General features: G+C 37.5%; 17 protein-coding genes. All 17 read left to right on the top strand.

Annotation, left to right across the window (positions count from 1 at the left end; genetic code table 11):
• Nucleotides 1–192: 192 nt before the first annotated feature.
• The 17 genes from V7097_RS04700 (at nucleotide 193) to nadX (ending at nucleotide 22,120) form a co-directional block, all read left to right on the top strand.
• Nucleotides 193–1,179 carry a thiamine pyrophosphate-dependent dehydrogenase E1 component subunit alpha gene (locus V7097_RS04700; protein WP_335702435.1) on the top strand — a complete coding sequence of 329 codons (987 nt, stop codon included), beginning with the start codon at nucleotides 193–195 and terminating at the stop codon, nucleotides 1,177–1,179.
• A gap of 149 nt (nucleotides 1,180–1,328) precedes the next feature.
• Nucleotides 1,329–2,348 carry an alpha-ketoacid dehydrogenase subunit beta gene (locus V7097_RS04695; protein ID WP_335702434.1) on the top strand — a complete coding sequence of 340 codons (1,020 nt, stop codon included), beginning with the start codon at nucleotides 1,329–1,331 and terminating at the stop codon, nucleotides 2,346–2,348.
• A 26-nt stretch (nucleotides 2,349–2,374) separates the two neighbouring features.
• Nucleotides 2,375–3,757 (top strand): 2-oxo acid dehydrogenase subunit E2, encoded by a 1,383-nt coding sequence (locus tag V7097_RS04690; protein ID WP_335702433.1) that lies wholly within the window; start codon nucleotides 2,375–2,377, stop codon nucleotides 3,755–3,757.
• Nucleotides 3,758–4,337: 580 nt separating this feature from the next.
• The gene (locus tag V7097_RS04685; RefSeq protein ID WP_335702432.1) at nucleotides 4,338–5,333 is read left to right on the top strand and encodes a carbohydrate ABC transporter permease; all 996 of its coding nucleotides are present in this window, start codon (nucleotides 4,338–4,340) and stop codon (nucleotides 5,331–5,333) included.
• Nucleotides 5,334–5,363: 30 nt separating this feature from the next.
• The gene (locus V7097_RS04680) at nucleotides 5,364–6,194 is read left to right on the top strand and encodes a carbohydrate ABC transporter permease (protein WP_335702431.1); all 831 of its coding nucleotides are present in this window, start codon (nucleotides 5,364–5,366) and stop codon (nucleotides 6,192–6,194) included.
• Between the two features lie 30 nt (nucleotides 6,195–6,224).
• Nucleotides 6,225–7,526 carry an ABC transporter substrate-binding protein gene (locus tag V7097_RS04675; protein WP_335702430.1) on the top strand — a complete coding sequence of 434 codons (1,302 nt, stop codon included), beginning with the start codon at nucleotides 6,225–6,227 and terminating at the stop codon, nucleotides 7,524–7,526.
• A 9-nt stretch (nucleotides 7,527–7,535) separates the two neighbouring features.
• On the top strand, nucleotides 7,536–8,261 hold the full coding sequence (locus V7097_RS04670) for a glycerophosphodiester phosphodiesterase (protein ID WP_335702463.1): 726 nt from the start codon (nucleotides 7,536–7,538) through the stop codon (nucleotides 8,259–8,261).
• Between the two features lie 348 nt (nucleotides 8,262–8,609).
• Nucleotides 8,610–9,593, top strand: coding sequence for a tRNA dihydrouridine synthase (locus V7097_RS04665; RefSeq protein ID WP_335702462.1), 984 nt, complete (start codon nucleotides 8,610–8,612; stop codon nucleotides 9,591–9,593).
• A 21-nt stretch (nucleotides 9,594–9,614) separates the two neighbouring features.
• Nucleotides 9,615–10,217, top strand: a complete 603-nt coding sequence (locus V7097_RS04660) for an HAD-IA family hydrolase (protein WP_335702429.1) — start codon at nucleotides 9,615–9,617, stop codon at nucleotides 10,215–10,217.
• A 158-nt stretch (nucleotides 10,218–10,375) separates the two neighbouring features.
• Nucleotides 10,376–10,927: a hypothetical protein gene (locus tag V7097_RS04655; RefSeq protein ID WP_335702428.1), complete on the top strand. Its 552-nt coding sequence runs from the start codon at nucleotides 10,376–10,378 to the stop codon at nucleotides 10,925–10,927.
• A gap of 226 nt (nucleotides 10,928–11,153) precedes the next feature.
• Nucleotides 11,154–11,549 carry a DUF1761 domain-containing protein gene (locus V7097_RS04650; RefSeq protein ID WP_335702427.1) on the top strand — a complete coding sequence of 132 codons (396 nt, stop codon included), beginning with the start codon at nucleotides 11,154–11,156 and terminating at the stop codon, nucleotides 11,547–11,549.
• A 173-nt stretch (nucleotides 11,550–11,722) separates the two neighbouring features.
• Nucleotides 11,723–12,499, top strand: a complete 777-nt coding sequence (locus V7097_RS04645; protein WP_335702426.1) for an SRPBCC domain-containing protein — start codon at nucleotides 11,723–11,725, stop codon at nucleotides 12,497–12,499.
• Nucleotides 12,500–12,513: 14 nt separating this feature from the next.
• Nucleotides 12,514–12,948, top strand: a complete 435-nt coding sequence (locus tag V7097_RS04640) for an SRPBCC family protein (protein WP_335702425.1) — start codon at nucleotides 12,514–12,516, stop codon at nucleotides 12,946–12,948.
• Nucleotides 12,949–13,928: 980 nt separating this feature from the next.
• Nucleotides 13,929–15,986 carry a glycoside hydrolase family 3 protein gene (locus tag V7097_RS04635; RefSeq protein WP_335702424.1) on the top strand — a complete coding sequence of 686 codons (2,058 nt, stop codon included), beginning with the start codon at nucleotides 13,929–13,931 and terminating at the stop codon, nucleotides 15,984–15,986.
• A 654-nt stretch (nucleotides 15,987–16,640) separates the two neighbouring features.
• The gene (locus V7097_RS04630; RefSeq protein WP_335702423.1) at nucleotides 16,641–18,869 is read left to right on the top strand and encodes an FIMAH domain-containing protein; all 2,229 of its coding nucleotides are present in this window, start codon (nucleotides 16,641–16,643) and stop codon (nucleotides 18,867–18,869) included.
• 175 nt (nucleotides 18,870–19,044) lie between these two features.
• A complete protein-coding gene (locus V7097_RS04625) occupies nucleotides 19,045–21,324 on the top strand; it encodes an ATP-binding cassette domain-containing protein (protein WP_335702422.1) in 2,280 nt (759 codons plus the stop codon).
• 16 nt (nucleotides 21,325–21,340) lie between these two features.
• Complete coding sequence (gene nadX, locus V7097_RS04620; RefSeq protein WP_335702421.1) at nucleotides 21,341–22,120, top strand: aspartate dehydrogenase; 780 nt, start codon at nucleotides 21,341–21,343, stop codon at nucleotides 22,118–22,120.
• The last annotated feature ends 13 nt before the right edge of the window (nucleotides 22,121–22,133 follow it).

Here is a 22,133-nt window from a genome sequence, read left to right as displayed (position 1 = left end):
TTACATTAGAGGGGAGTGTCTCAAAATGGGACAGTTCTCTTTTTTTATATAGAATTCAATTTTTGCTTATTCGTGAAAATCCTCACAAATGTGGTTTGGAAAATAATTTTAACGAATTAATAAAGTTGGCACGATTCTTGCATTATTAGTTGGTGTAACTATTTATAAGAGAATGCAAAGGAGGAAATAAAATTGACTATTTCTATTGATCAACTTAAATGGATGTACGAAACAATGTACAAGATTCGTTATTATGAAGAAAGTATGATGGATGCTTATGCTGAAGGAAAAAATCCTGTCTTCAATATTGGATTAGGTCCTGTACCTGGTGAAATGCATTTAGCCAATGGTCAAGAACCAGCAGCAGTGGGTATATGTGCGCATTTAAGAAAAGAAGATACAGTTTCATCTCCACACCGACCACATCACCATGCCATTGCAAAAGGTGTTCACTTGAAGAAAATGACTGCAGAAATGTTTGGTAAAGTTACAGGCTTAAGCAAAGGAAAAGGTGGACATATGCACATCTTTGATCCAGAAGTTAATTTTTCCTGTGGAGGTATTGTTGGGGCTAATATTCCTCATGCACTTGGTGCTGCATTAGTTTCGAAAAAGAGAAAAACAAATGATGCAGCTATTGCGTTCATAGGTGAAGGCGCAGCAAACCAAGGCGCTTTCCATGAATCTTTGAATCTAGCTGCACTTTGGAATCTTCCATTAATCGTTGTTGTTGAAAACAATAATTATGGTATTTCTGTAGCAAAAGAAGATTCAACATCGATTGCGTCAAATGATCTTCGTGCTTCGGCATATGGTGTTAAAGGCTATTATGTAAAAGATAATGACCCAATTGCGATGTACGAAGCATCTAAAGAAGCTGTAGAACGTGCCCGTAATGGCGAAGGTGCTTCGATTATAGAAATCGAAACATATCGTTATCTCGGACACTTCCAAGGTGACCCAGAATTATATCGTGAGAAAAAAGAAGTGCCAGAACTAAAAGCAAAAGATCCTATTCTAAAATTACGTAACCAACTCGTTTCTGAATATAACGTATCTGAAGAGGAAGTTGTTGCACTTGAAAAGAATGCAAAAGAGGTAGTAGACGAAGCTTATCAATTTGCTAGAGAAAGTGAATATCCCGAACCAGAAGCAGCATTAGAAGATTTATATATTTAACTTTATTCAGCGGGATGCTGAATAAAGTTAAAGCCTCCGGCGGATGCCACAGATTTTTAAAGGTAATTTTTCGAGCTTGCTCGAAAAAATCTGGGCGCAAATACGCTAAGGCGCATTTGATAGAAAAATTAAAAGGAGAGGTGTCTATTATGTTACAAACAAAGAAACGTTTATTAACTGGAAATAAAGCGCTTTCTGAAGGAATTCGTTTAGAAATGGAAAAAGATCCAGAAGTTTTTGTTTTGGGTGAAGATGTCGGCAAATATGGTGGAATCTTTGGTTCTACAGAAGGTTTGTATGATAAATTCGGCCCGGAAAGAATTATGGACACACCAATATCTGAAACTGCATTTATAGGTGCAGCAGTAGGAGCAGCATCACAAGGGATGCGTCCAATCGTAGAATTAATGTTTGTAGACTTCTTTGGCGTTTGTATGGACCAAATTTACAATCAAATGGCAAAAATCCCTTACATGTCTGGTGGTAATGTAAAACTTCCAATGGTTCTTATGACAGGTGTTGGCGGTGGTTACAATGATGCGGCACAACACTCTCAAACTTTATATGCAACATTTGCTCATATGCCAGGAATGAAAGTGGTAGCTCCAACCACACCTTATGATTTAAAAGGTATGATGATCTCAGCCATTCGTGATGATAACCCAGTAGTTTTCATGTTCCATAAAACACTTCAAGGTTTAGGCTGGATGGATCAAATCGATGCTTCCTTAGGACATGTTCCAGAAGAAGCATATACAGTTCCACTAGATAAAGCAAAAGTTGTTCGTGAAGGAACAGATGTAACGATTGTAGGTATTCAAATGACAACTGTCCAAGCACTTGAAGCAGCGAAAAAATTGGAAGAAGACGGAATTAGTGCAGAAGTAATTGATATTCGCTCACTCGTTCCACTTGATAAAGAAACAATCTTGAACTCTATTAAAAAGACACATCGTTTAATGGTTGTTGATGAGGATTATCTATCATATGGATTAACTGCTGAAATTGCTGCTTTAGCTGCAGAACATGGCTTATATGACCTGGATGCACCAGTGAAAAGAATGGCAATCCCTGATGTTCCTATTCCATACAGTCGTCCATTAGAACAATATGTATTGCCAAATGCAGAAAAAATCTATAAAGCGGCTTGGGAACTAGTTAATGAATAAAAACTGAAGTAAAGGAGGTTCACATCATGGCAATCGAAGTAAAACTACCTCGACAATCTGAAGAAAATGATGAAAGCTTAATTACCTTCTGGCATGTTTCAGAAGGTGACTATATCGAAAAAGGGGAGACATTAGTAGAAGTTCAAACAGCCAAAGCTGTATCTGAAATAGAAGCACCGGAGTCTAGTTATATCAAGGAAATTAAAAAACAAAGAGGAGATACAGTTAAAGTTGATGAAGTCCTCGTTGTCCTAGATACAAATTCTTCAAGTGAATCTGATGCAGAATTAGAAACAGCTATAACTGTTGAAGTATTGGAAAAACCTCAACAAGTAGAAGCAGTGGTTGAAGTCAGAGCAACACCGAGAGTGAAACGACTTGCTAAACAACTTGGCGTGGACTGGCAAAAGGTAACACCAGCTAGCCCAGATGGAAAACTTTGTTTAGAAGATATTCGAGAAGCGGCAGAGGCATTGAAACAACCAATTGCAAAAGAACCAACTATTGAAAAAGTGGTTAGCCAACCTGTTGAAATAGTTGAGAAGAAAGTGCGAACAGTTATTGCTGCACCATCTGTCCGTAAATATGCACGTGAACATAATATTAACTTAGAAGAGCTTGAAGCAATGAGTCCAAATGGAAGAGTTACTAAAACGGATGTGGATCGCGCACTTCAAGCAAATGTAGAAGTTTCAGCATCTCCATCAACAGTTGATGATGAAATTATTCCTTTTTCAGGTATTCGTAAAGTAATTTCGAATGCAATGGTTCATTCCAAAACAACGATTCCACATGTTACCCATTTTGACGAAGTAGAGGTCTCTCGATTAGTTGACCATAGACAAAAGACGAAAGCATATTTCAGTGAGGAAGACGTTAAACTCACATACCTCGCGTATATCGTTAAAGCCTTAACAAAAGTTCTTAAAAAGTATCCAATGTTAAATGCTTCACTGGATGATCAAAAAGATAATATCATTCTTCATAAACAATATAATATGGGAATTGCGGCTGATACAGAACGTGGATTAGTGGTTCCAGTTATAAAAAATGCGGATCAAAAATCACTTTTTGATATTGCCAAAGAGATTCAAGAACTCTCTAAAAAAGCGAGGGAAGGTTCTATTAAAGCAGATGAAATGTCTGGTGGTACTTGTACAATTTCAAATATAGGTTCTGAAAGAGGGGCTTGGTTTACTCCTATTATTAATGCACCACAATCCTGTATTCTAGGATTTGGTCGTATTGAGAAAAAAGTAGTTGTCATCAATGATGCAATTGAAATTAGACCAGTAATGGCCTTGTCACTAAGCTATGATCACCGATTAATTGATGGAGCTACAGCACAGAAGGCTGTAAATGAATTTAAAAAATTGGTTCACGAACCTGATTTATTATTAGCTTATTAAGTTAATAGTGTAGCAAAAAAAACTGTCCTCAAAATACATTGTATGTATGAGGGCAGTTTTCTTTGAAATGAGATTGTTAATTGATCGATTTTCCTCATATTTAATTTCCTTTCGTACCTTGGCTCGAATTGCATTTACTTTATCTTGTTTTAACTTTTCGATTTCTTCCTTGATTTTCAGAAACCTTTTTGACCCTTTCAAAGAGTTTTTAGACCTTCTTTTCGACCGTCCCCATATTACAACCAAAAGCACTATTACTTAAGTCCGCTAAATTAATGAAATTTACTATATATTCATAAAAATTTACCCGTTATTAATTTCTACTCAATATCCAAATTCCAAAATAGCTATAGAGTTAATTTTAAACTCCTGTGTATGTATTTATTGTTCAGCCAAATGAATCTTGAAGGAATGTAATAACACACGCGCAAAACTAATCGCAACTCAGCCCTCTGAGTGAATCGAACCCTTAATGATAGTAGGCCGAATACAACACACACAGGAGCCAACTAAATGAAGATGGGAGAATCAAATTTTTTTGCATAATACTAGAAAATAACAAGTAGGAAAGGAACGGAAAATGAGAAGTGCCTCCAATAGCTCTGTTGTTTATGAGAACAAACAAAGTGAAGTTCGTTCTATGTTGCATCCAGTTAAGAGTGGACCTAAAAAGGGAAAAATTCCAAAGAATACTGTTGCTCGCCAAAAAAGGACAAACACTATAGTTGCATATCTTTTTCTAGCACCAGTTGTACTAATCGCTCTCGTGTTTTCGGTATTCCCAATTCTGTATAGTTTTGGCCTAAGTCTTTTTCAGTGGGATATGTTGACAAGTGGTCCGCAATTTGTTGGTCTGCGAAATTATGAAGAACTTATATCAAGCGGGGAGCTATATCATACGCTTTGGCAAACCACGATCTATTGCTTTTTCACTGTTGTTCCATCGGTCATAATAGGCTTGTCCTTTGCCCTATTGCTAGACCGAAAATTCCGGGGAATTGGCTTTTATCGGTCTCTATTTCTCACACCAATGCTTGTATCATCGGTGGCTATTTCATCGATATGGATGTGGTTGTTCCACAATGACTATGGGGCTATTAATGAGTTATTGGGATTGGTTGGAATCCAGCCTATACCTTGGTTAAATTCAGCTGATACTGCCTTATGGGCCGTAATCATTATGGGGATATGGAGTAATGTTGGGTTCGTTATGGTCCTATATATCGCCGGTCTTCAGAATATCAGTAACGATCTCATTGAAGCAGCTAGAATGGATGGAGCCGGAACATGGACTATTATTCAAAAAATTAAAGTTCCCTTACTAGCTCCAACGACATTTGTCATCATCGTTACGCAAACAATTGATCAATATCTTACATTTGCCTCTATTGATACGTTGACTGGCGGTGGTCCTGCCAATAGTACAAGGTTAATGGTTTCGCTCCTTTATGAAAAAGCATTCCAAACCTTTGAGATGGGCTATGCTTCAGCCATTTCAGTTATTATTTTTATCGTCGTACTCATTTTGACACTAATTAACCTGAAAATCGGAAATAAGAAAGTGTTTTATCGATAGATTACAAAGATAACAGAAAGGTTTGTAAAGATGATAAATGCAAAAAAAATTTCGCTTAACACAGTATGGCTTATAGTTGTACTTACCCTTGGGTTCATTATGGCATACCCGATTATTTATATGCTACTTTCTGCCTTTAAAGGTCCAGGTGAGTTGTTTGGTGGGGGATTTCAACTTTTACCAGAAACGTGGCACTTTGAAAACTTTATTAATGCTTGGAAATCAGCACCATGGGCGAGCTTTTTCACCAATACATTTATCGTTTCGGCATCCATAATGTTTCTGCAAATGTTCACCTGCTCCTTAGCTGGTTTTGCCTTTGCAAACATCCAATTTAAAGGGAGTAAAATAGTCTTTATTTTTCTATTGGCTACTTCGATGGTTCCGTTTGAATCAACAATGGTTCCATCCTATTTACTGATTGCGGAATTAGGCTTATTGAATACATATACTGCCCTAATTTTACCTAGTGCAGCTACTATTCTAGGAATTTTTATCATGCGTCAACAATTTAAAACAATGCCAAAAGAACTTTTCGAAGCAGCACAAATGGATGGGGCTTCTACGGTACGGATGTTCTTCCAAATTGCTTTACCAAATGCAAAGCCGAGTCTGGCACTGGTAGGTTTGTTGGCATTCCGAAATGCGTGGAATGACTATACCTGGCCATTGCTCATTACAACGGAAAATAATATGCGAACGGTTCAGATGGGGCTGCGGTATATGATTGACCCTGAACGAGGCATCAATTGGCCTGAGTTACTAGCCGCATCCACTTTTGTTACAATACCATCCGTCATCTTGTTCTTGTTTATTCAAAAGTACATGGTAAACATAGGTCTAGGTTCAGCGACAAAATAAAAAACTATAAAACTCTTAGGAGGAATTAACATGTTTAAGTTCAACCTACGTAGAAATAAATTATTACAATTTGGTGTAATTTCACTCACCGCTTTAACTTTAGCTGCTTGTGGCGGTGAAACGAGCGGGTCAAACTCCCCTTCTACTACAGAAGATGGCAAAGTTCAAATCGAATTTTGGACAACCGATGAAGAAAATTATGCAGAATTAGTTGCTGAGTTTGAAGAGCAACACCCTGATATTGATGTAGTAGCATCCTACCACGGCGGATATGACGAAATGGCACAAAAGATTCAAGCTGCAGTCGTAGCAAAAAATCTGCCTGATGTAGCCCAGCTCGGACAACGACACGCGATTCCGCAAATTGCGGATAGTGGCCAATTGATTCCTATCGAGGAACTCATTGATCAAGATACAATCGACGATATTCATTCACAGTTATGGGACCGATTCCGCTACAAAGATCAATTATGGACCATCCCTTTCGAAAGTAGCACTCCGGTACTATATTATAATAAAACCTTATTCGAGGAACATGGGGTGAAGGTTCCAGAAACTTGGGATGAGCTTGTACAAGCAGCTGAAGCATTAACCATTGATGAAGATGGAGATGGCACGAATGAAGTTTGGGGCTTTAATATGGCCAAGGATACACCATGGTATATTCAGCCAATGGCCTGGAATCGAGGAGCAAAGCTAATTAATGAAGATGGAACGGTTGATTTAAACTCACCAGAGATGGTTGAAACAATCGAATCATTTAAAGACATTGTTCATGAGAGAAAAGCGATGCCAATCAACCAACACAATACAGCAGATGATGACTTTAAAGCTGGGAAATTAGCGTTGTTTTATAAATCAGGTGCATCCTTCCAAGGGATCGTCCGTGATGTTGGGGATTCATTTGAGGTAGGGACCACTTTCCTCCCAGCTGTTGATGAAAGAAATGTGCCAATTGGCGGTAATAGTTTAGGAGTTTTTAAATCTTCCGATGAGGAACAAGAAGCTTCTCTAAAACTAGTAGAATTTTTAACCTCTACTGAAAAGGTTGCAGAAATCAGTATGGCAACAGGGTATATTCCAGTTAGACAATCAGCAATGGAGCTTCAGGAATTTAAAGACCACTTAGAGGAATTTCCAAACGCAAAGGTGACGATTGATCAAATGGAATTTCTTTATGGTCAACCAATCAACCCTTCCGATTCCCTAATTTGGAACGAACTTGTCACAATTCTAGAAATGGTTGAACAAGATCAGGATGCAGATGTACAGAAAATTTTAGACCAATTGCAGAAAAAAGTATCACAATTTCTTGAAGATTATCAGGGGTAAAACAAATTGATGATATTAGCACATCGGGGAGCATCTAGTTATGCTCCCGAAAATACAATGGCCGCTTTTTATAAAGCAATAGAACTAGGGGCAAATGGGATTGAACTAGATTTACACGCTACAAAGGATGGTAAATTGGTCGTTCATCATGATTCTACTGTAAATAGAATCTCCAATGGAACTGGCGAAGTTCAAGATCTGACCTTTTCTGAATTACGAAAACTAGACTTTGGATCTTGGTTTCACGACAAATACAAAGGTGAGAAAATCGTATCCTTTGAAGAATTTTTACATTACTTTTCAGAAAAGGGACTCTATCTAGCAATTGAAATAAAAGGAAAACATATCGAGGAAGAAGTCCTGAATGTATTATCACAATATCCTGTGGACTATGGCTTACTTACCATTACATCCTTTGATTATTCAATTTTAAAAAAAGTAAGGCAGCTCGATAGCAATGTCCGAATTGGCTATTTAACAGACCTGGTTTCTGACCTAAATATACAAAAAATGAAGGCTATCCAAGCGCAACAATTTTGTGTGGATGTGACAAAGCTAACCAAAGATGATGTGATAAAAGCGAGGAATCATTCTTTTGATATTCGTACATGGAATACAAAAAACGAGGAACTCATGAAACATGCAGTTGAATGTGGAGTCGATGGCATGACTATCAATTTTCCGGATAAGTTGGTGGAGTATTTAAAGAATACAAAGCAAATAAAACTATCTTGATGAAACCTAAAAATCCCATTAAAGAAATGGGATTTTTTTTTGTCATTATCAGTAGAACAATTTGTGAATCAAGAATATTTCAGGTTGTCGCTGTGACGCGTATTTAATGAAATAGCTTTATTTTTACAGGCCAAACAATAAGCCCAATCAAATCAAAGATTGGGATTATTGCCTATCATTTATCCGTGGGAAAATGATTAGGTCGTCACTGTGACAAGCGACACGCGCATTTGATAAAAAGTGTTCAAACATGGTATAAGTGTAAAGGAAGCATGAACCTTTTTGCTTTTTAATTTTGGGACAAGTTTTCGACTTAATGTCCCATGATGAGAGGAACTGAGTTTGAATATGATCGATAATTTTTGGCGTGATTTACCACGGCCGTTTTTTATACTAGCACCTATGGAAGATGTGACGGATGTTGTTTTCCGCCATGTAGTGAGTAAAGCAGCAAGACCTGATGTGTTTTTCACAGAATTTACAAACACGGAGAGTTATTGTCACCCAGAGGGGCAGCAAAGTGTGCGTGGGCGATTGACTTTTACAGAGGATGAACAACCCATGGTGGCCCATATATGGGGAGATAAGCCCGAACACTTTCGACAAATGAGTATTGGTATGGCGCAACAAGGATTTAAAGGTATAGATATCAATATGGGCTGTCCTGTAGATAATGTGGCAGAGGATGGGAAGGGATGCGGTCTCATCCGTCGTCCAGAGGTTGCAGCTGAAATCATACAAGCAGCAAAAGCAGGAGGATTGCCTGTAAGTGTAAAGACAAGGCTTGGTTACACGGAAGTAGATGAATGGCGCGACTGGCTAACACACATATTGAAACAAGACATTGTTAATTTATCCATTCATTTGCGTACAAGAGAAGAAATGAGCAAAGTAGATGCTCATTGGGAGCTGATTCCGGAAATCAAAAAACTTCGTGACGAGGTGGCACCAGATACACTTTTGACGATTAATGGGGATATTCCTGACAGTCAAACTGGATTGAAGCTCGCTAATCAATACGGTGTGGATGGGATTATGATTGGGCGTGGTATTTTTAAAAACCCGTTTGCCTTTGAAAAGGAGCCAAAAGATCATAGCAGTAAGGAATTACTTGATCTTCTAAGATTTCATCTTGACCTTTTTGATAAATATTCCCATTTACAAACACGTTCTTTGGGACAGCTTCGTCGCTTTTTTAAGATTTATGTCAAGGGTTTTCGAGGGGCGAGTGAATTAAGAAATCAATTGATGAGTGCAAAGTCAACAGATGAAGTGCGTGCATTGCTTGATAACTTTGTGATAGAGAATGTTGATGAGACACGGGGACAGTAACTGTGCTTCATCAGAAATGGTATGTATTATGTAAAAGAAGAGAGAGGGATTCACATTAATATTTTATGGGATTTTGATGGAACATTGTTTAACACCTATCCAGCACTTGTCAAAGGTTTTATCCATTTAAGCGGCAAGGATTTGGATCCAAATGAAGTATTGAAGTGGCTCAAGGTTAACTCGAAAGTGGCCTTTCAGCAATATGAAATTGATGAAAGCCAGCGCGAAGAATACATTAAATTATATAATCAGTATTCCTTTAACAGTCAGCCATTTGAACATTTAGAAGAAGTTTTACAAGCAGCTGATGACAATTTTATCGTCACGCATCGCGACAAGGAGTCCACCCTGTTCCTCTTGGAAAAGTTTAAGTTATTAGACTACTTTAAGGTGGTTGTTTCGGTCGAGGAAGAAGGCTTTACTAGAAAACCACATGCAGCGTCTTATCAACATGTGATAAAGGATCATCCGATTGATTTAGTGATCGGCGATCGCGAGTTAGACTTAATACCTGCTAGAGAATTAGGAATTAAAACCGTTGCCTTTGAAAATCCGGATATTGAGGCTGACTTTCACATCGATAACTATGCTGATTTCAGGACGAAAGTCCTTCCTTATTTATAAAAAGCCATATTTCATTTCAACAATGAAATGTATCACCGTATGTATGTTGAAGTGGTCTCGAAGTTAGTATATCGATACTAGGGAAGGTTTCTTGTGATAGTATTGAATTCTGATTATTGATAATGGTATTTCCTATAGCACTATAGTGAGGTATGAATATGTTAACAAATACAACAACATCCACCGAGAAATTAGTATATGAAAAGGCTACCGACTGGTTAATAAGAAACTACAATGCAATAAGATTAATGGATCCAGAATCTGTAAATACCTTTCAAAATAGTACAAATTTCATTCAAGGCTTCGTTTATAGATGTTTAAAGTCATCTGCTAAAGAAATTTTTGATATCAATTATGATTGGAATAGTATTGGGGTGCATAAATATGTCACCCCAATCGCTTTAGAAACCTTTGAAACTAACAAGAAAACCCCGTACATAAGAGAACATGTAGTATGTAAAAACATATATTTCAAAGAAATAATTAAAGAGCTAAAAAAAGAGTCACCGAACGAAGATATAATTGGTAATATCCTATTAAAGTATTACTTTACAGCTCTTATAACCAAGGATGAAGATAAAAAATTAGATGAAAAAGGGCTAAGAAGGGTAATGTGTGTTAATGAGGAATGGGACTATGAAAGTTTGTTTATAAGATATGAAACAGCAGGAATTGAATTAATAGAAAATCCATACTATGTTTTAAAGTAGAGCCATAAAACTAGTAAGAATGTGTGGAATTAAACTTGGTAGTATCCCAAATTTGTGAATTAAACATCTAGCATACTTTTAAAAAATTGAAATAGTCATATTGAATGTTGGTAAATCCAATCGAATTGGTCCAACTGGAACCGATACAAGGGTCGCTTGCAATCAAATGCAAAATTAAGGCGATTTGTTTAGCGATAGAACCAAAATAAGGGGGAATTATTTTATTTTGATTGATTTTGGAAGCCTTCAGTACCTACCCATAATAGTTGGAGGAATTGTTTATATAGTTTACGGGGGAGTCTATTACTCTGTTGTTTTATCTAAAAAAAACAAGAAGCGAGATATTCTTGAAAATCAAAGTGCAGGTCCATTGAAATATATCTACTCTATCATTCTTGCGTTTATTAGTTCATTGATAGTAGGTGTGATCATTCAATCAGTAGGATCCGATCATTTGATAGAAGGAGTAGGAGTCGGTTTCATCATAGGGTTATTGATTTCATTGGTTTATTTGAAAAATACGTTATTTGGGCTAATGTCCAGGAGGTCATTTTTGGTTGCGATAGGAGACCATTTAATCATATTCACACTGCTTGGTACCATACACGGACTTTTCATGTAAGTATTCAATAATTTGGAAGAGGACAAACTAGGATTTGTCCTCTTTTTTATCCAGAAAATAACTACATAATTGCAACCTTGACTTGGGTTGAATCACGTGTTACCATAAGGTCACATAAAAACGTGTGACCTTTTAGTCACAAGTAATCAAATATTAATGAAAGGATCGATGTTATGGGCGAAGAACTATCAACCGTTTTTAAAGCATTAGGGCATCCGATCCGAAGAGAAATTCTTGATATTCTTAGGGCTTCACCGAAAACGACTGGAGAACTAGACGACTATTTTCCGGAAGTAACTAGGTATGCCATTATGAAACATTTAAAGATTCTAGAGGATGGAAATTTGGTGGTAGTACGGCGTGAAGGGAAGTATAAAAGGAATTTCCTTAATGCCATACCTCTTCAAGAAATGTATAACCGCTGGGTAGGTAAATACATGCAATATACTGCTAGTTCTCTGTTAAACTTGCGGGCAGTAGTTCAAGAAAAAGGAGGAAACGATACAATGGAAACAACGAAAGATTTTCGTATTGAACAGGAGTTATTCCTAGAAGCAACACGTGAAGAGGTTTTTAAAGCATTAACAGAAAGAGTGGAAGACTGGTGGGAATTTCGTCTAGCTCCAAAAGGAGTAAAATCCCACTTTACATTTGAACCTGTCCTCGGAGGACGTTTTATCGAAAATTGGGGTGAAAAAGAAGGGGCAATCTGGGGAAATGTCTATTATGTAAATGCTCCTGAAGAAATCCGTTTGCATGGCCATCTCGGCATGCAAGGAGCGGTAAACAGTGCCTATACGTATCGTCTTCAAGAAAAAGATGGAGGAACGTTGCTCCAACTGTCTCATACAGCTTCGGGCTTAATACAAGAGCACTGGAAAGATGAGCACTCTAAAGGCTGGGAGTACCTACTTGGAACTTTACTTAAAAATTATGTTGAAAAGAAATAAAATAGGTGGCTAAAATGGTAGATGTATTAACAGAAATAATAATAAAGTGTCCAATTTCGAAGGTATCAGAATATGCAATAAACCCAGATCATGCACCTGAATGGTATGTAAATATACAATCAGTAGAGTGGAAAACACCAAAAACACTCACAAAAGGATCGCAAATTGCTTTTAAAGCAAAATTTCTCGGTAGGGAACTTGCGTATGTGTATGAAATTGTTGAATTTATTCCTGACAAGAAATTTGTGATGAAGACAGCGGATGGTCCATTCCCAATGGAGACCATCTATACATGGCAAGCGATTGATGAAAATCATACTCGAATGACTCTAAGAAATAGAGGGAACCCTACTGGCTTTAATAAGATTCTTTCTCTTTTCATGCCATATATGATGAGAAGAGCAAATATGAAAGATTTGAAAAATATCAAAGCTATCCTTGAAGTTTAATTTGTTTGGAAAAAATTTATTCATGTGTATTTTTATGAATTCCATATGTAAATAGCGAGTAATTAGTCACCAGCACCCCATGTGCTGCCATATATACTCTGGACACGTGGAGTGCGTGGCGAAGCTAGCATTGCAAATGTAACTCTAAAATAAATATTTGCTAGTTATAAAAACTGCTTCTAATCTGACCTTGAATTTGCCAAGCAACCTAAAGAACGAGTGAAAACGAGTTCTTCATCAAAGCGAATGACTTCCTATGAATCAAGAAACGATAGTATGAGGATATTGTAAATTCTATTAATAAAAATCGTAAACTACATGTAACTGGTGAGGAAGCAAGGAAATCTATTTACGAATCCGCTAAACTAGGAAAACCTGTAAGGTTAACTTGATTTAGGTAAAAAGTAATCAATCAGTCCTTGAATTTTATTGAGTTAGTCCATCTTTTTTAGGATGGACTATTTCTTGTTATAGTATAAAATAACTAACTTTTCAAAATTAAAAGAATATTGTGGACGTAAATATACTAGCCATGGTAATATATCTATAATAATTTGTTTAAACAATAAACAAATAATAAATTTGTTCTACTGATAATATTTTTTCTTTTTCTAGCAACCATTTTTTTAAGAATAATACATACAATTACAAACTCCTTTCCCTAATTTACGGGGATTAAAGCCACCTATGATTAATCAAATTTTATGTTACCAAAGGTTATTAAAAATTTACTCTATTCCACAATTGAATTTTCAAAACACCAGGAAATAACAAATTCACATACTATTTTGTAAAAAAATGACAGTATCTTTATTTCAAAATTGTCCTTTATCAGGAACGGAATGTAAAAATACGCGATTTTAACCTAGGGTTCCCTATAAGTTAAATTTGTGTACCAATTTAAGGAGGTGAAAAACTTAAGGAATTCAGTGCCTTAATCTTTTGAAAGCGCTACATTTTATAAAATGAGGAGGAAGGAAATGCCACAAATCTCTACTAAACTAAAAAAAGCAATGCAGATCTCACTTGTTTCAGCTTTAAGTTTTTCGCTATTATTACCTTCCGTAAGTGCAGAATCTGGAAAATCAAATGGCAATAAGCAAAATGCACCAGAACTCGAAGCAAGGTCCAAAAACATTCTTGTTCAAGGGGGCAAAAAATTTAAAGACTTAAATAATAATGGAAAAGTAGACCAATATGAAAACTGGCATCTCCCTACACATGTCCGCGTTAAGGATCTTGTGAAGAAGATGACAATTGAAGAAAAGGCTGGAATGATGCTGATTTCTACGTTCAACAACAATTCTAGCCGTACAAAACTTAACGAGGATCATTTGCGCTATTTTATCGTTCGCGATGATCCAGAGCCACGGGATTTAGCTGCTCGGAATAATGAGTTTCAAGAACTTGGAGAAGCTTCCCGACTAGGGATTCCAGTTGTCATGACATCCAATCCACGTAACCACGTAAACCCGAACCGAACTTTTGGTCACGCAGAGGCTGGCGGACAGATTTCTACATGGCCTGGTGAGCTTGGTCTTGCTGCTACACAGGACCCTGAACTTGTTAAACAGTTTGCTGAAATCGCTGCCAAGGAATGGCGTGCAGCAGGGATGCACAAATTATACGGATACATGGCCGATGTTCTAACAGAACCACGCTGGACTAGAACAGATGGGACTTTTGGGGAAGATCCAGAATTGGTTTCTGACATGGTCACATCCATTGTAGAAGGCTTTCAAGGGGAAGAATTAGATGAAAACAGTGTTTCTCTAACCATCAAACACTTTGCTGGTGGCGGACCGCGCGTTGAAGGTACGGACCCACACCATGCATGGGGAAGTACGAATGAATACCCAACGGAAGGTAGTTTATATGACTATCACTTACCACCATTTATCGCAGCCATTGAAGCGGGAACGACATCAATCATGCCATACTATGCAAAACCAGTAAATGAGCCAAGTACCGTTCAACTTCCGAAGCATCTATGGTATTCCGAAGATCAGCAATTCGAGGAAGTCGCATTTGCTTATAATAAGACAATATTGCAGGGACTTCTTCGGGACGAGCTTGGTTATGAGGGCTATGTAAACTCCGACACTGGTATTATTAGTAGTATGGTTTGGGGGGTCGAGAATCTGACAGAACCTCAACGCTATGCGAAGGCAATCAAAGCTGGAACCAATCTATTTTCCGGTGGAACAGATGTAAAACCGTTAATCGAAGCCATTAAAACAGGTTTGGTTGATGAATCGGAAATTGATCGTTCTATTTCCTATTTACTAACGGAAATGTATCAACTTGGATTATTTGAAAATCCATATGTGGATCCAGAAAAAGCACAGGAAATTGGGGATGATCCAGAGTCACAAGCACTTGCTGATGAAGCACATCGTAAATCCATCGTGCTTCTACGCAACGGCCAAGAAAAAGCAAACCCAGTGTTGCCGATTGCCGATGAAGAAGTAGAAGATGTGAAGCTTTATGTAGAAGTATTCCAGAAAAATGAAGCAGCAGCCAAAGAAGCAAGTAAGGGCTTGGCTACTTCCATCCAATTAGCCGATCCAGATATTAAAATTGTAGATTCACTGGATGACGCTACACATGCGCTATCGTTCGTATTGCCATCCTTAAGCTGGTCACGGGATGACACAGAGGATGATCCGCCATCTATCGAACTGAAGAAAGATTCGGATACGGGTATTGATTCCGAGCGCATTTTAGAAATCCAAGAAAAAGTAGACACCAATATTCTTGTTATTAATATGACCAACCCATGGCTTATCGACGAAATTGAACCAGGAGCAGACGCGGTACTCGCAACATTCAGTACAACACCAGATGCGATTGTCGATGTAATTCGCGGCAAGTTTAATCCTACAGGGAAAATGCCATATACTGTTCCAGCAAACAAAGAAGCAGCAGAAAAGAATGCATCCGATGTTCCAGGTTATGCTGAAACTTTCGACTATGCCTATACGAATGCAGTAGGCGATGACTATGATTTAGGTTTCGGACTATCTTATACGAAATAAGACATTAATCGCTTATTAGAAGAAGGAGCATTCACCAACAACGGAGCAACTAGCTCCTTACAAGCAATGCTTAACCTAACAACCGGAAGTTTTACGAAAAAAAGACGGCACAATTAGCAGTTATTACTGTTAGTTGTGCCTTTTTCTTTAGTGACTGGAATAAGGCATTATTTTCTCAATGATGAATCTGGTTGAAAAATCATAAAACGGATGTAAAGCGTAAAAAGGCAACTTTTCAATCAACTTTGATCGGAAAATGGAATCGGAATGGCTCCTTTACGAATTCACGGTAGTGAAAAAGCTTTTTAATCAGTACAATCAGGAATAGTTTTTCTTATATTTAGAATAGAAGGTATTCCCGACAGAAAGTAGAAGACAAATGACTTTGAACATTATAACTATTTTATTTTACTAATACTAGAAAACTCATTCTTTTGATAATAGTTTTTTAGGTACAGTTCATTAGAACTGTTTTTTGCTGATTAAATCATAATCCCTTTAATATTCTACATGACTTTATAACTGTATTATTTATGGGCTATTTTTCGTCATATTCATCCATTTTTGGATTTGTTATTTTAAAAATATACCAAAAAGAGGGAGGGACACACAGTAATCGATCTATTAAAAAATTGAATGAAAGGAGCAGAATAATTGAAAACGTTTACTAAATTAATTTCAATTCTTTTTGCTGTATGTCTATTAATTGTTTCTTCTTTATTTTATAGTCTTCCGGTTAATGCAGAAGTAGAAAAAGGGTTTAAAGAACCCATAAATTTGGGGTCTACTATTCAAAGTATTGCCATCTATGATTGTACCTATGGCACGGAAGATGGAAGGGATATGATGTACACAACTGCTAGTGGTGACCCTGCCATTTTTCAGGTGATCGACCTTAAAAGCCAGAAAGTAGTAAGGACATATCCCCTAGAAGGTACAGGGGCAGTCTGGACACATATTACTGTACCAAATGGCAATGTCTATATAGGTGGTAATGGGTATTTATATGAATATTCCCCAGTAACTAAGGAGGTAAAAAATCTTGGTGGTATAGGGGAAAGTGTGGTGTACGGTTTATCTTATGATGAACAGGGTAGAGTATATTTCGGTTCATATCCGAATGCAAAAGCTGGAAGATATGATCCGAAGACTGGAGAGATGAAGGATTATGGTAGTATTGCTCCGGGACAAAACTACTCCAGATCCACTGCGTATCATAATGGTTTCCTATACTTAGGTATCGGTGTTGATAATCGCATAGTGAAACTAAATGTGGAAACAGGTGAATATGAAGCGATAAAGGTGCCTAATCATGTTGTTCCTGGCAGCAGTGTTTGGCAATTAGATGCAGCAGGCAAATATATCATAGCTGGTGTTGGCGGCGGCAGTAATACGCTCCTGTTTTATGATACAGAAACAGGCCAATGGAGTGACAAGTACTATACTAACAATAAAGGGTTACGCCTGATTCACGGCCTTCCTGGAAGCAACAAAGTATATTTTCTAGAAGGAAGTAGATTGAAGGAAGTGGACCTAGATACCCTTAATGCGGTTGATACAGGAGTAGTGTTTGGAACCTTTTTACGAAATACAACCTGGGTTGAAGTAGAAAATGATCCTGACCTCCCTGGTCAATCATTAGTTACCGTTCAATTTGGTGGACAGGTCACTTATATGAACTTACAAACAAAAAAGGTAAAAACCATTCAATATCCAATTGTCGGAAATCCTATTCCTATTCAAACATTGGAGAAAGGCCCTGAAGGTCATTTATATTTAAGTGGATATCCAGGAGGGAAGGGTTCGGTTTTTAACACAGAAACAAATGAATACAACAATTTCACCTTGGGACAAGCAGAAGGTATGGTTTCCCTTGGCAACAAAACGTATTTTGGGGTTTACCCTGGTGCTACTATTTTTGAAATGGATGTTACAAATCCTTCACTCTCTACTAAGCAAATTTACGATATACCAAATCAGGATCGTCCATTTATAATGACTGCAGTTAACGATGAATTATATATTGGTACGATACCTGATTACGGTCATTTGGGAGGTTCATTAACAGTACTTGATCCATCCGGTGCAAAAGATCCAGTTGTTTATGAAGACGTTGTTCATAATCAAGCCATTGCCGGATTAGCAGAAGTGAATGGAAAGCTTTATGGCTCAACCACTGTTGCTGGCGGACTGGGAATAGACCCAACAGAGTCGGCAGCCAAAATATTCGTATGGGATATGGAAAAAGGTGAAAAAATCACTGAGTTTGTTCCAGACATACCAGGTGTTACAGTTCAGCCGAAGATGATTAGTGGAATGAGTCTAGGACCAGATGGTTTGTTATGGTCAGCAGCGGGAGGAACAATCTTTGCAATGGATCCAGAAAACTTAGAAATTGTGAAGAGCAAAAACATTTATCCAGAAGTAAAAGATTACGGAAGATGGAGACCAATCCATATCCGCTGGAGTGAAGACGGACTATTGTACACGACTCTTGCTGGTAAACTAACAGTAATCGATCCTGATTCATTTGAGCATGAAACACTTGCTGAAACTGAGTTGATGACCCTAGGGGATGATGGAAATATTTATTATGCAGACAGAGCCAATTTAATGAAAATTGAAGTAGCAGAAACTTTAGAATCTGCACAGAAATTTGTTACAAAGCAAACAAGCGAGGGGAAAATCACAAATTCATTAAGCAAGCAACTGTTCAATTCTATAACTTCAGCTATTCATCACCGGGATATGGGCAGACAAGTGGAAGCAAGTAAACATTTCCAAGATGCAATTAAGCATCTTGAAAATGCTAAAGAAACGGATATAGCAGAAGATTCATATATAAAATTACAAAGAATCTTTGACTCAATCGAAATAAAATAAACAGTACTATCCTGACTGCTTTTTGCCGTGAACATAGCAGTCAGGATAGTTTTTTTACTTCAGGTATCTTTTTCTATTCAATCATTAGCTTATATAGAGATTTATAGGGTAAGCTAGATTATATAATTGCTCAATAATCTATGAATCTAAAAATAAAATCAGAAAGGATAGCAAAATGTCAGAAATAAAAGATGAAATCATTTTAAGAGGGCTTAAAGAACATAATTTGAAAAATGTAGATTTAAACATACCAAAACAAAAAATTATCGTATTTACAGGGCTTTCAGGCTCAGGTAAGAGCTCGGTCGTATTCGATACATTGGCAACAGAAAGTAGAAGACAAATGACTTTGAACTATCCTCTCTATGTCAGAAATCAAATGCCAAGGTACGAAAGACCCCATGCTGATCTTATGCAAAACTTAAGCCCAGTTGTAGTAGTGGAACAACGACAAGTTGGAGGGAATTCTCACTCAACAGTAGGTACCTATATGGATATAAATCCATTAATTAGACTTTTGTTCTCGAGAATAGGAAGTCCATCAATTGGTTCTGCCACCGATTTTTCGAGTCAAAGCTCCTTTGGTAGATGTCCAGAATGTAGTGGGTATGGAGAGGTAATTGCACCAGACCTAAATAAAATCATCGATTTCGATAAGTCACTTCGAGATTATGCTGTAAAATTCAAGCCATTATCACCTTCAGGTTGGCAAGGCAGATGGATGATGACCGGTGGGTTATTCGATCCAGATAAACCGATAAAAGACTACTCAGAAGAAAAGCTCCACCTGCTATTATATGGTCCACGAGAAGGAGAAAGAGTCTATGCGCCGTTTCACACAAAAAACGGACCTCAAGATCATGAATGGGATGGGCTACTGCCTCGATTTAATCGCCTTTATATTAATAGAGATATCTCAAAGCTTAAAGAAGTATCCCAGGATGACGTCTTAGCCGTATCAACAAATTCATTCTGCACAATTTGTAAAGGCTCAGGCCTAAACCCAAAGGTATTAGAATGTAGAATAAATGGCCTAAATATCGCAGAATATGATCAGTTAGAGCTTCCAGAATTACTAGAAGAACTAAAGAAAATAAAAGACCCGATGGGTGAATCGATAGCACAACAAGCAATCCCACATGTAAAGCAGCTAGTCGATATGGGATTAGGGTATTTGAGTTTATCAAGAAAAATGGGTACCCTGTCCAGTGGCGAAGCTCAGAGGGTAAAAATTGCTCGTCATTTAGGGAGCAGTCTAAACAACATCACATACATATTCGACGAACCAAGTGCTGGACTCCATCCAGAAGAAGTGGATATGTTAATACAAATGCTAAAAAGGCTAAAAGACCAACATAATACGGTCATCGTAATCGAACACAATCTATCAGTAATAAAAGTAGCGGATGAAATCATAGAAATGGGAACAGGAGCAGGTGTAAAGGGAGGAGAGGTTGTCTATCAAGGAAAAGTAGAAGGTCTGAAAAACTCTCCTACCGCAACAGCTCTAAACCATAAGTTAAAATTAAATAAACATCCGAGGAATATAAAAAGTTATTTTACAATAAACAGAGCTAGTAACAATAATTTGAAAAATATAAGCGTAAATATTCCTAAGAATGTCTTAGTCTCTATCTGTGGAGTATCAGGTTCAGGTAAAAGCTCCTTAATGTTGGAAGCATTCGCGAACAAGTATCCTGAAACGATAATGGTAGGACAAGGAAGTATAGGGATATCCAACCGTTCGAACCTAGCTACATATATGGGAATAATGGATGATATTCGTACAACATTTTCAAAAGAAACAGGTCAACCAGCGGGTTTGTTCAGCTTTAACTCCATAGGAGCATGTCCTATCTGCAAAGGAAAAGGAGTCCTAACGCCAGACGTGGCATTTGCAGATCCGGTGACAATCCCTTGTGAAACTTGTGGCGGTACGAGATACTCAGACGAAGCGCTTGTCTATCGATATCAGGATAAAAATATAGTAGAGATTTTAGATTTAACAATAGATGAGGCTATAAATTATTTTAAAATACCAAAGGTCATAAAAAGAGTACATAAACTAAAAGAAGTAGGATTAGGATATCTAACCTTAGGGCAGACGAATAGTTCTCTAAGCGGAGGAGAAATCCAACGTCTAAAACTCGCAAGCCACTTGCAAAAAGAAGGACAAATCTACTTATTAGACGAGCCATCATTAGGACTGCACACAGAAGATAATGAAAAACTCTTAGACGTATTTCAAAATCTCGTAAATAGAGGTAATTCTGTCATCATAATCGAACACAATCTAAACTTTATAGCGGCAAGCGACTGGGTAATAGAGTTGGGTCCAGGTGGAGGAAAACAAGGCGGAGAAATTATATTAGAAGGTACGCCAGAAGAAATGTTACATGCAGAGACATTGACAGCGAAATGGTTAAAGGATGGAGTTAGAAAACAAATCACTTAAAATATGGAGGCCAACAATGAATATTGGTTTAATCGGTGCGGGAGCGGTTGCTAATTTTTTATTGAAAGAAATCAATCAAAATCAACATGAAAATTTACGGATTAAAAGTATTTTGGTACGGAATAAGGAAAAATATCGGTTGTTGGAATCAAACTTTGGTGTGAAATTATTTACTGACCTCAAAGCATTTCTTGATTCAGAAATTGATATTGTTGTAGAGGCAGCGAACATAAATGTAGTGAAAACCTTGTTACCATCGGTTATAAAGAAAAAGGATGCAGTATTAATCAGTGTTGGTGCATTTGCAGATGAAGCACTGCTGACGGAAATTAGTAATCTTGTTAATGAATATAAGTATGCCGTTCACTTACCGTCTGGTGCAATAGGCGGTTTGGACTTATTGCAAAATGCACATGCTCTTGGCACGGTTACAAGCGTTTCGTTGACAACACGGAAACCTGCTAGGGCGCTAATTAAAGAAGCCATCGATGAAGCGAAAGTTGTATTTGAGGGGAGAGCGATTGATGCAATAAGGCAATTCCCGAAAAACATGAATGTCTCCATTGTCTTATCACTGGCTGGTATAGGGATAGAGAAGACGAGCGTGTGCCTTGTAGCTGATCCGCATATTGAAAAGAACGTACATCAAGTGGACATTACAGGAGAGTTTGGAGAAGCAACATTTACTATTACGAATAATCCACTTCCGGAAAATCCAAAGACGAGTTATTTAGCCGCTATGAGTATTCTGGGGACATTAAAAAGATTGAATGGGAAACTAAGAATTGGTGGATGACTTAGCGTTCCAA

The organism is Bacillus sp. JJ1562 (assembly GCF_036962705.1).
Lineage (GTDB): Bacteria > Bacillota > Bacilli > Bacillales > Bacillaceae_L > Ferdinandcohnia.
This window is presented reverse-complemented; position numbering and strand designations above follow the sequence as displayed.

What these genes read in the sequence shown, in the direction of transcription:
- V7097_RS04695 (WP_335702434.1), top strand. Translation starts at nt 1,329, where the DNA reads ATGTTACAAACAAAGAAACGTTTATTAACTGGAAATAAAGCGCTTTCT.
- V7097_RS04690 (WP_335702433.1), top strand. Translation starts at nt 2,375, where the DNA reads ATGGCAATCGAAGTAAAACTACCTCGACAATCTGAAGAAAATGATGAA.
- V7097_RS04685 (WP_335702432.1), top strand. Translation starts at nt 4,338, where the DNA reads ATGAGAAGTGCCTCCAATAGCTCTGTTGTTTATGAGAACAAACAAAGT.
- V7097_RS04680 (WP_335702431.1), top strand. Translation starts at nt 5,364, where the DNA reads ATGATAAATGCAAAAAAAATTTCGCTTAACACAGTATGGCTTATAGTT.
- V7097_RS04675 (WP_335702430.1), top strand. Translation starts at nt 6,225, where the DNA reads ATGTTTAAGTTCAACCTACGTAGAAATAAATTATTACAATTTGGTGTA.
- V7097_RS04670 (WP_335702463.1), top strand. Translation starts at nt 7,536, where the DNA reads ATGATATTAGCACATCGGGGAGCATCTAGTTATGCTCCCGAAAATACA.
- V7097_RS04665 (WP_335702462.1), top strand. Translation starts at nt 8,610, where the DNA reads ATGATCGATAATTTTTGGCGTGATTTACCACGGCCGTTTTTTATACTA.
- V7097_RS04660 (WP_335702429.1), top strand. Translation starts at nt 9,615, where the DNA reads ATGTATTATGTAAAAGAAGAGAGAGGGATTCACATTAATATTTTATGG.
- V7097_RS04655 (WP_335702428.1), top strand. Translation starts at nt 10,376, where the DNA reads ATGTTAACAAATACAACAACATCCACCGAGAAATTAGTATATGAAAAG.
- V7097_RS04645 (WP_335702426.1), top strand. Translation starts at nt 11,723, where the DNA reads ATGGGCGAAGAACTATCAACCGTTTTTAAAGCATTAGGGCATCCGATC.
- V7097_RS04640 (WP_335702425.1), top strand. Translation starts at nt 12,514, where the DNA reads ATGGTAGATGTATTAACAGAAATAATAATAAAGTGTCCAATTTCGAAG.
- V7097_RS04635 (WP_335702424.1), top strand. Translation starts at nt 13,929, where the DNA reads ATGCCACAAATCTCTACTAAACTAAAAAAAGCAATGCAGATCTCACTT.
- V7097_RS04625 (WP_335702422.1), top strand. Translation starts at nt 19,045, where the DNA reads ATGTCAGAAATAAAAGATGAAATCATTTTAAGAGGGCTTAAAGAACAT.
- nadX (WP_335702421.1), top strand. Translation starts at nt 21,341, where the DNA reads ATGAATATTGGTTTAATCGGTGCGGGAGCGGTTGCTAATTTTTTATTG.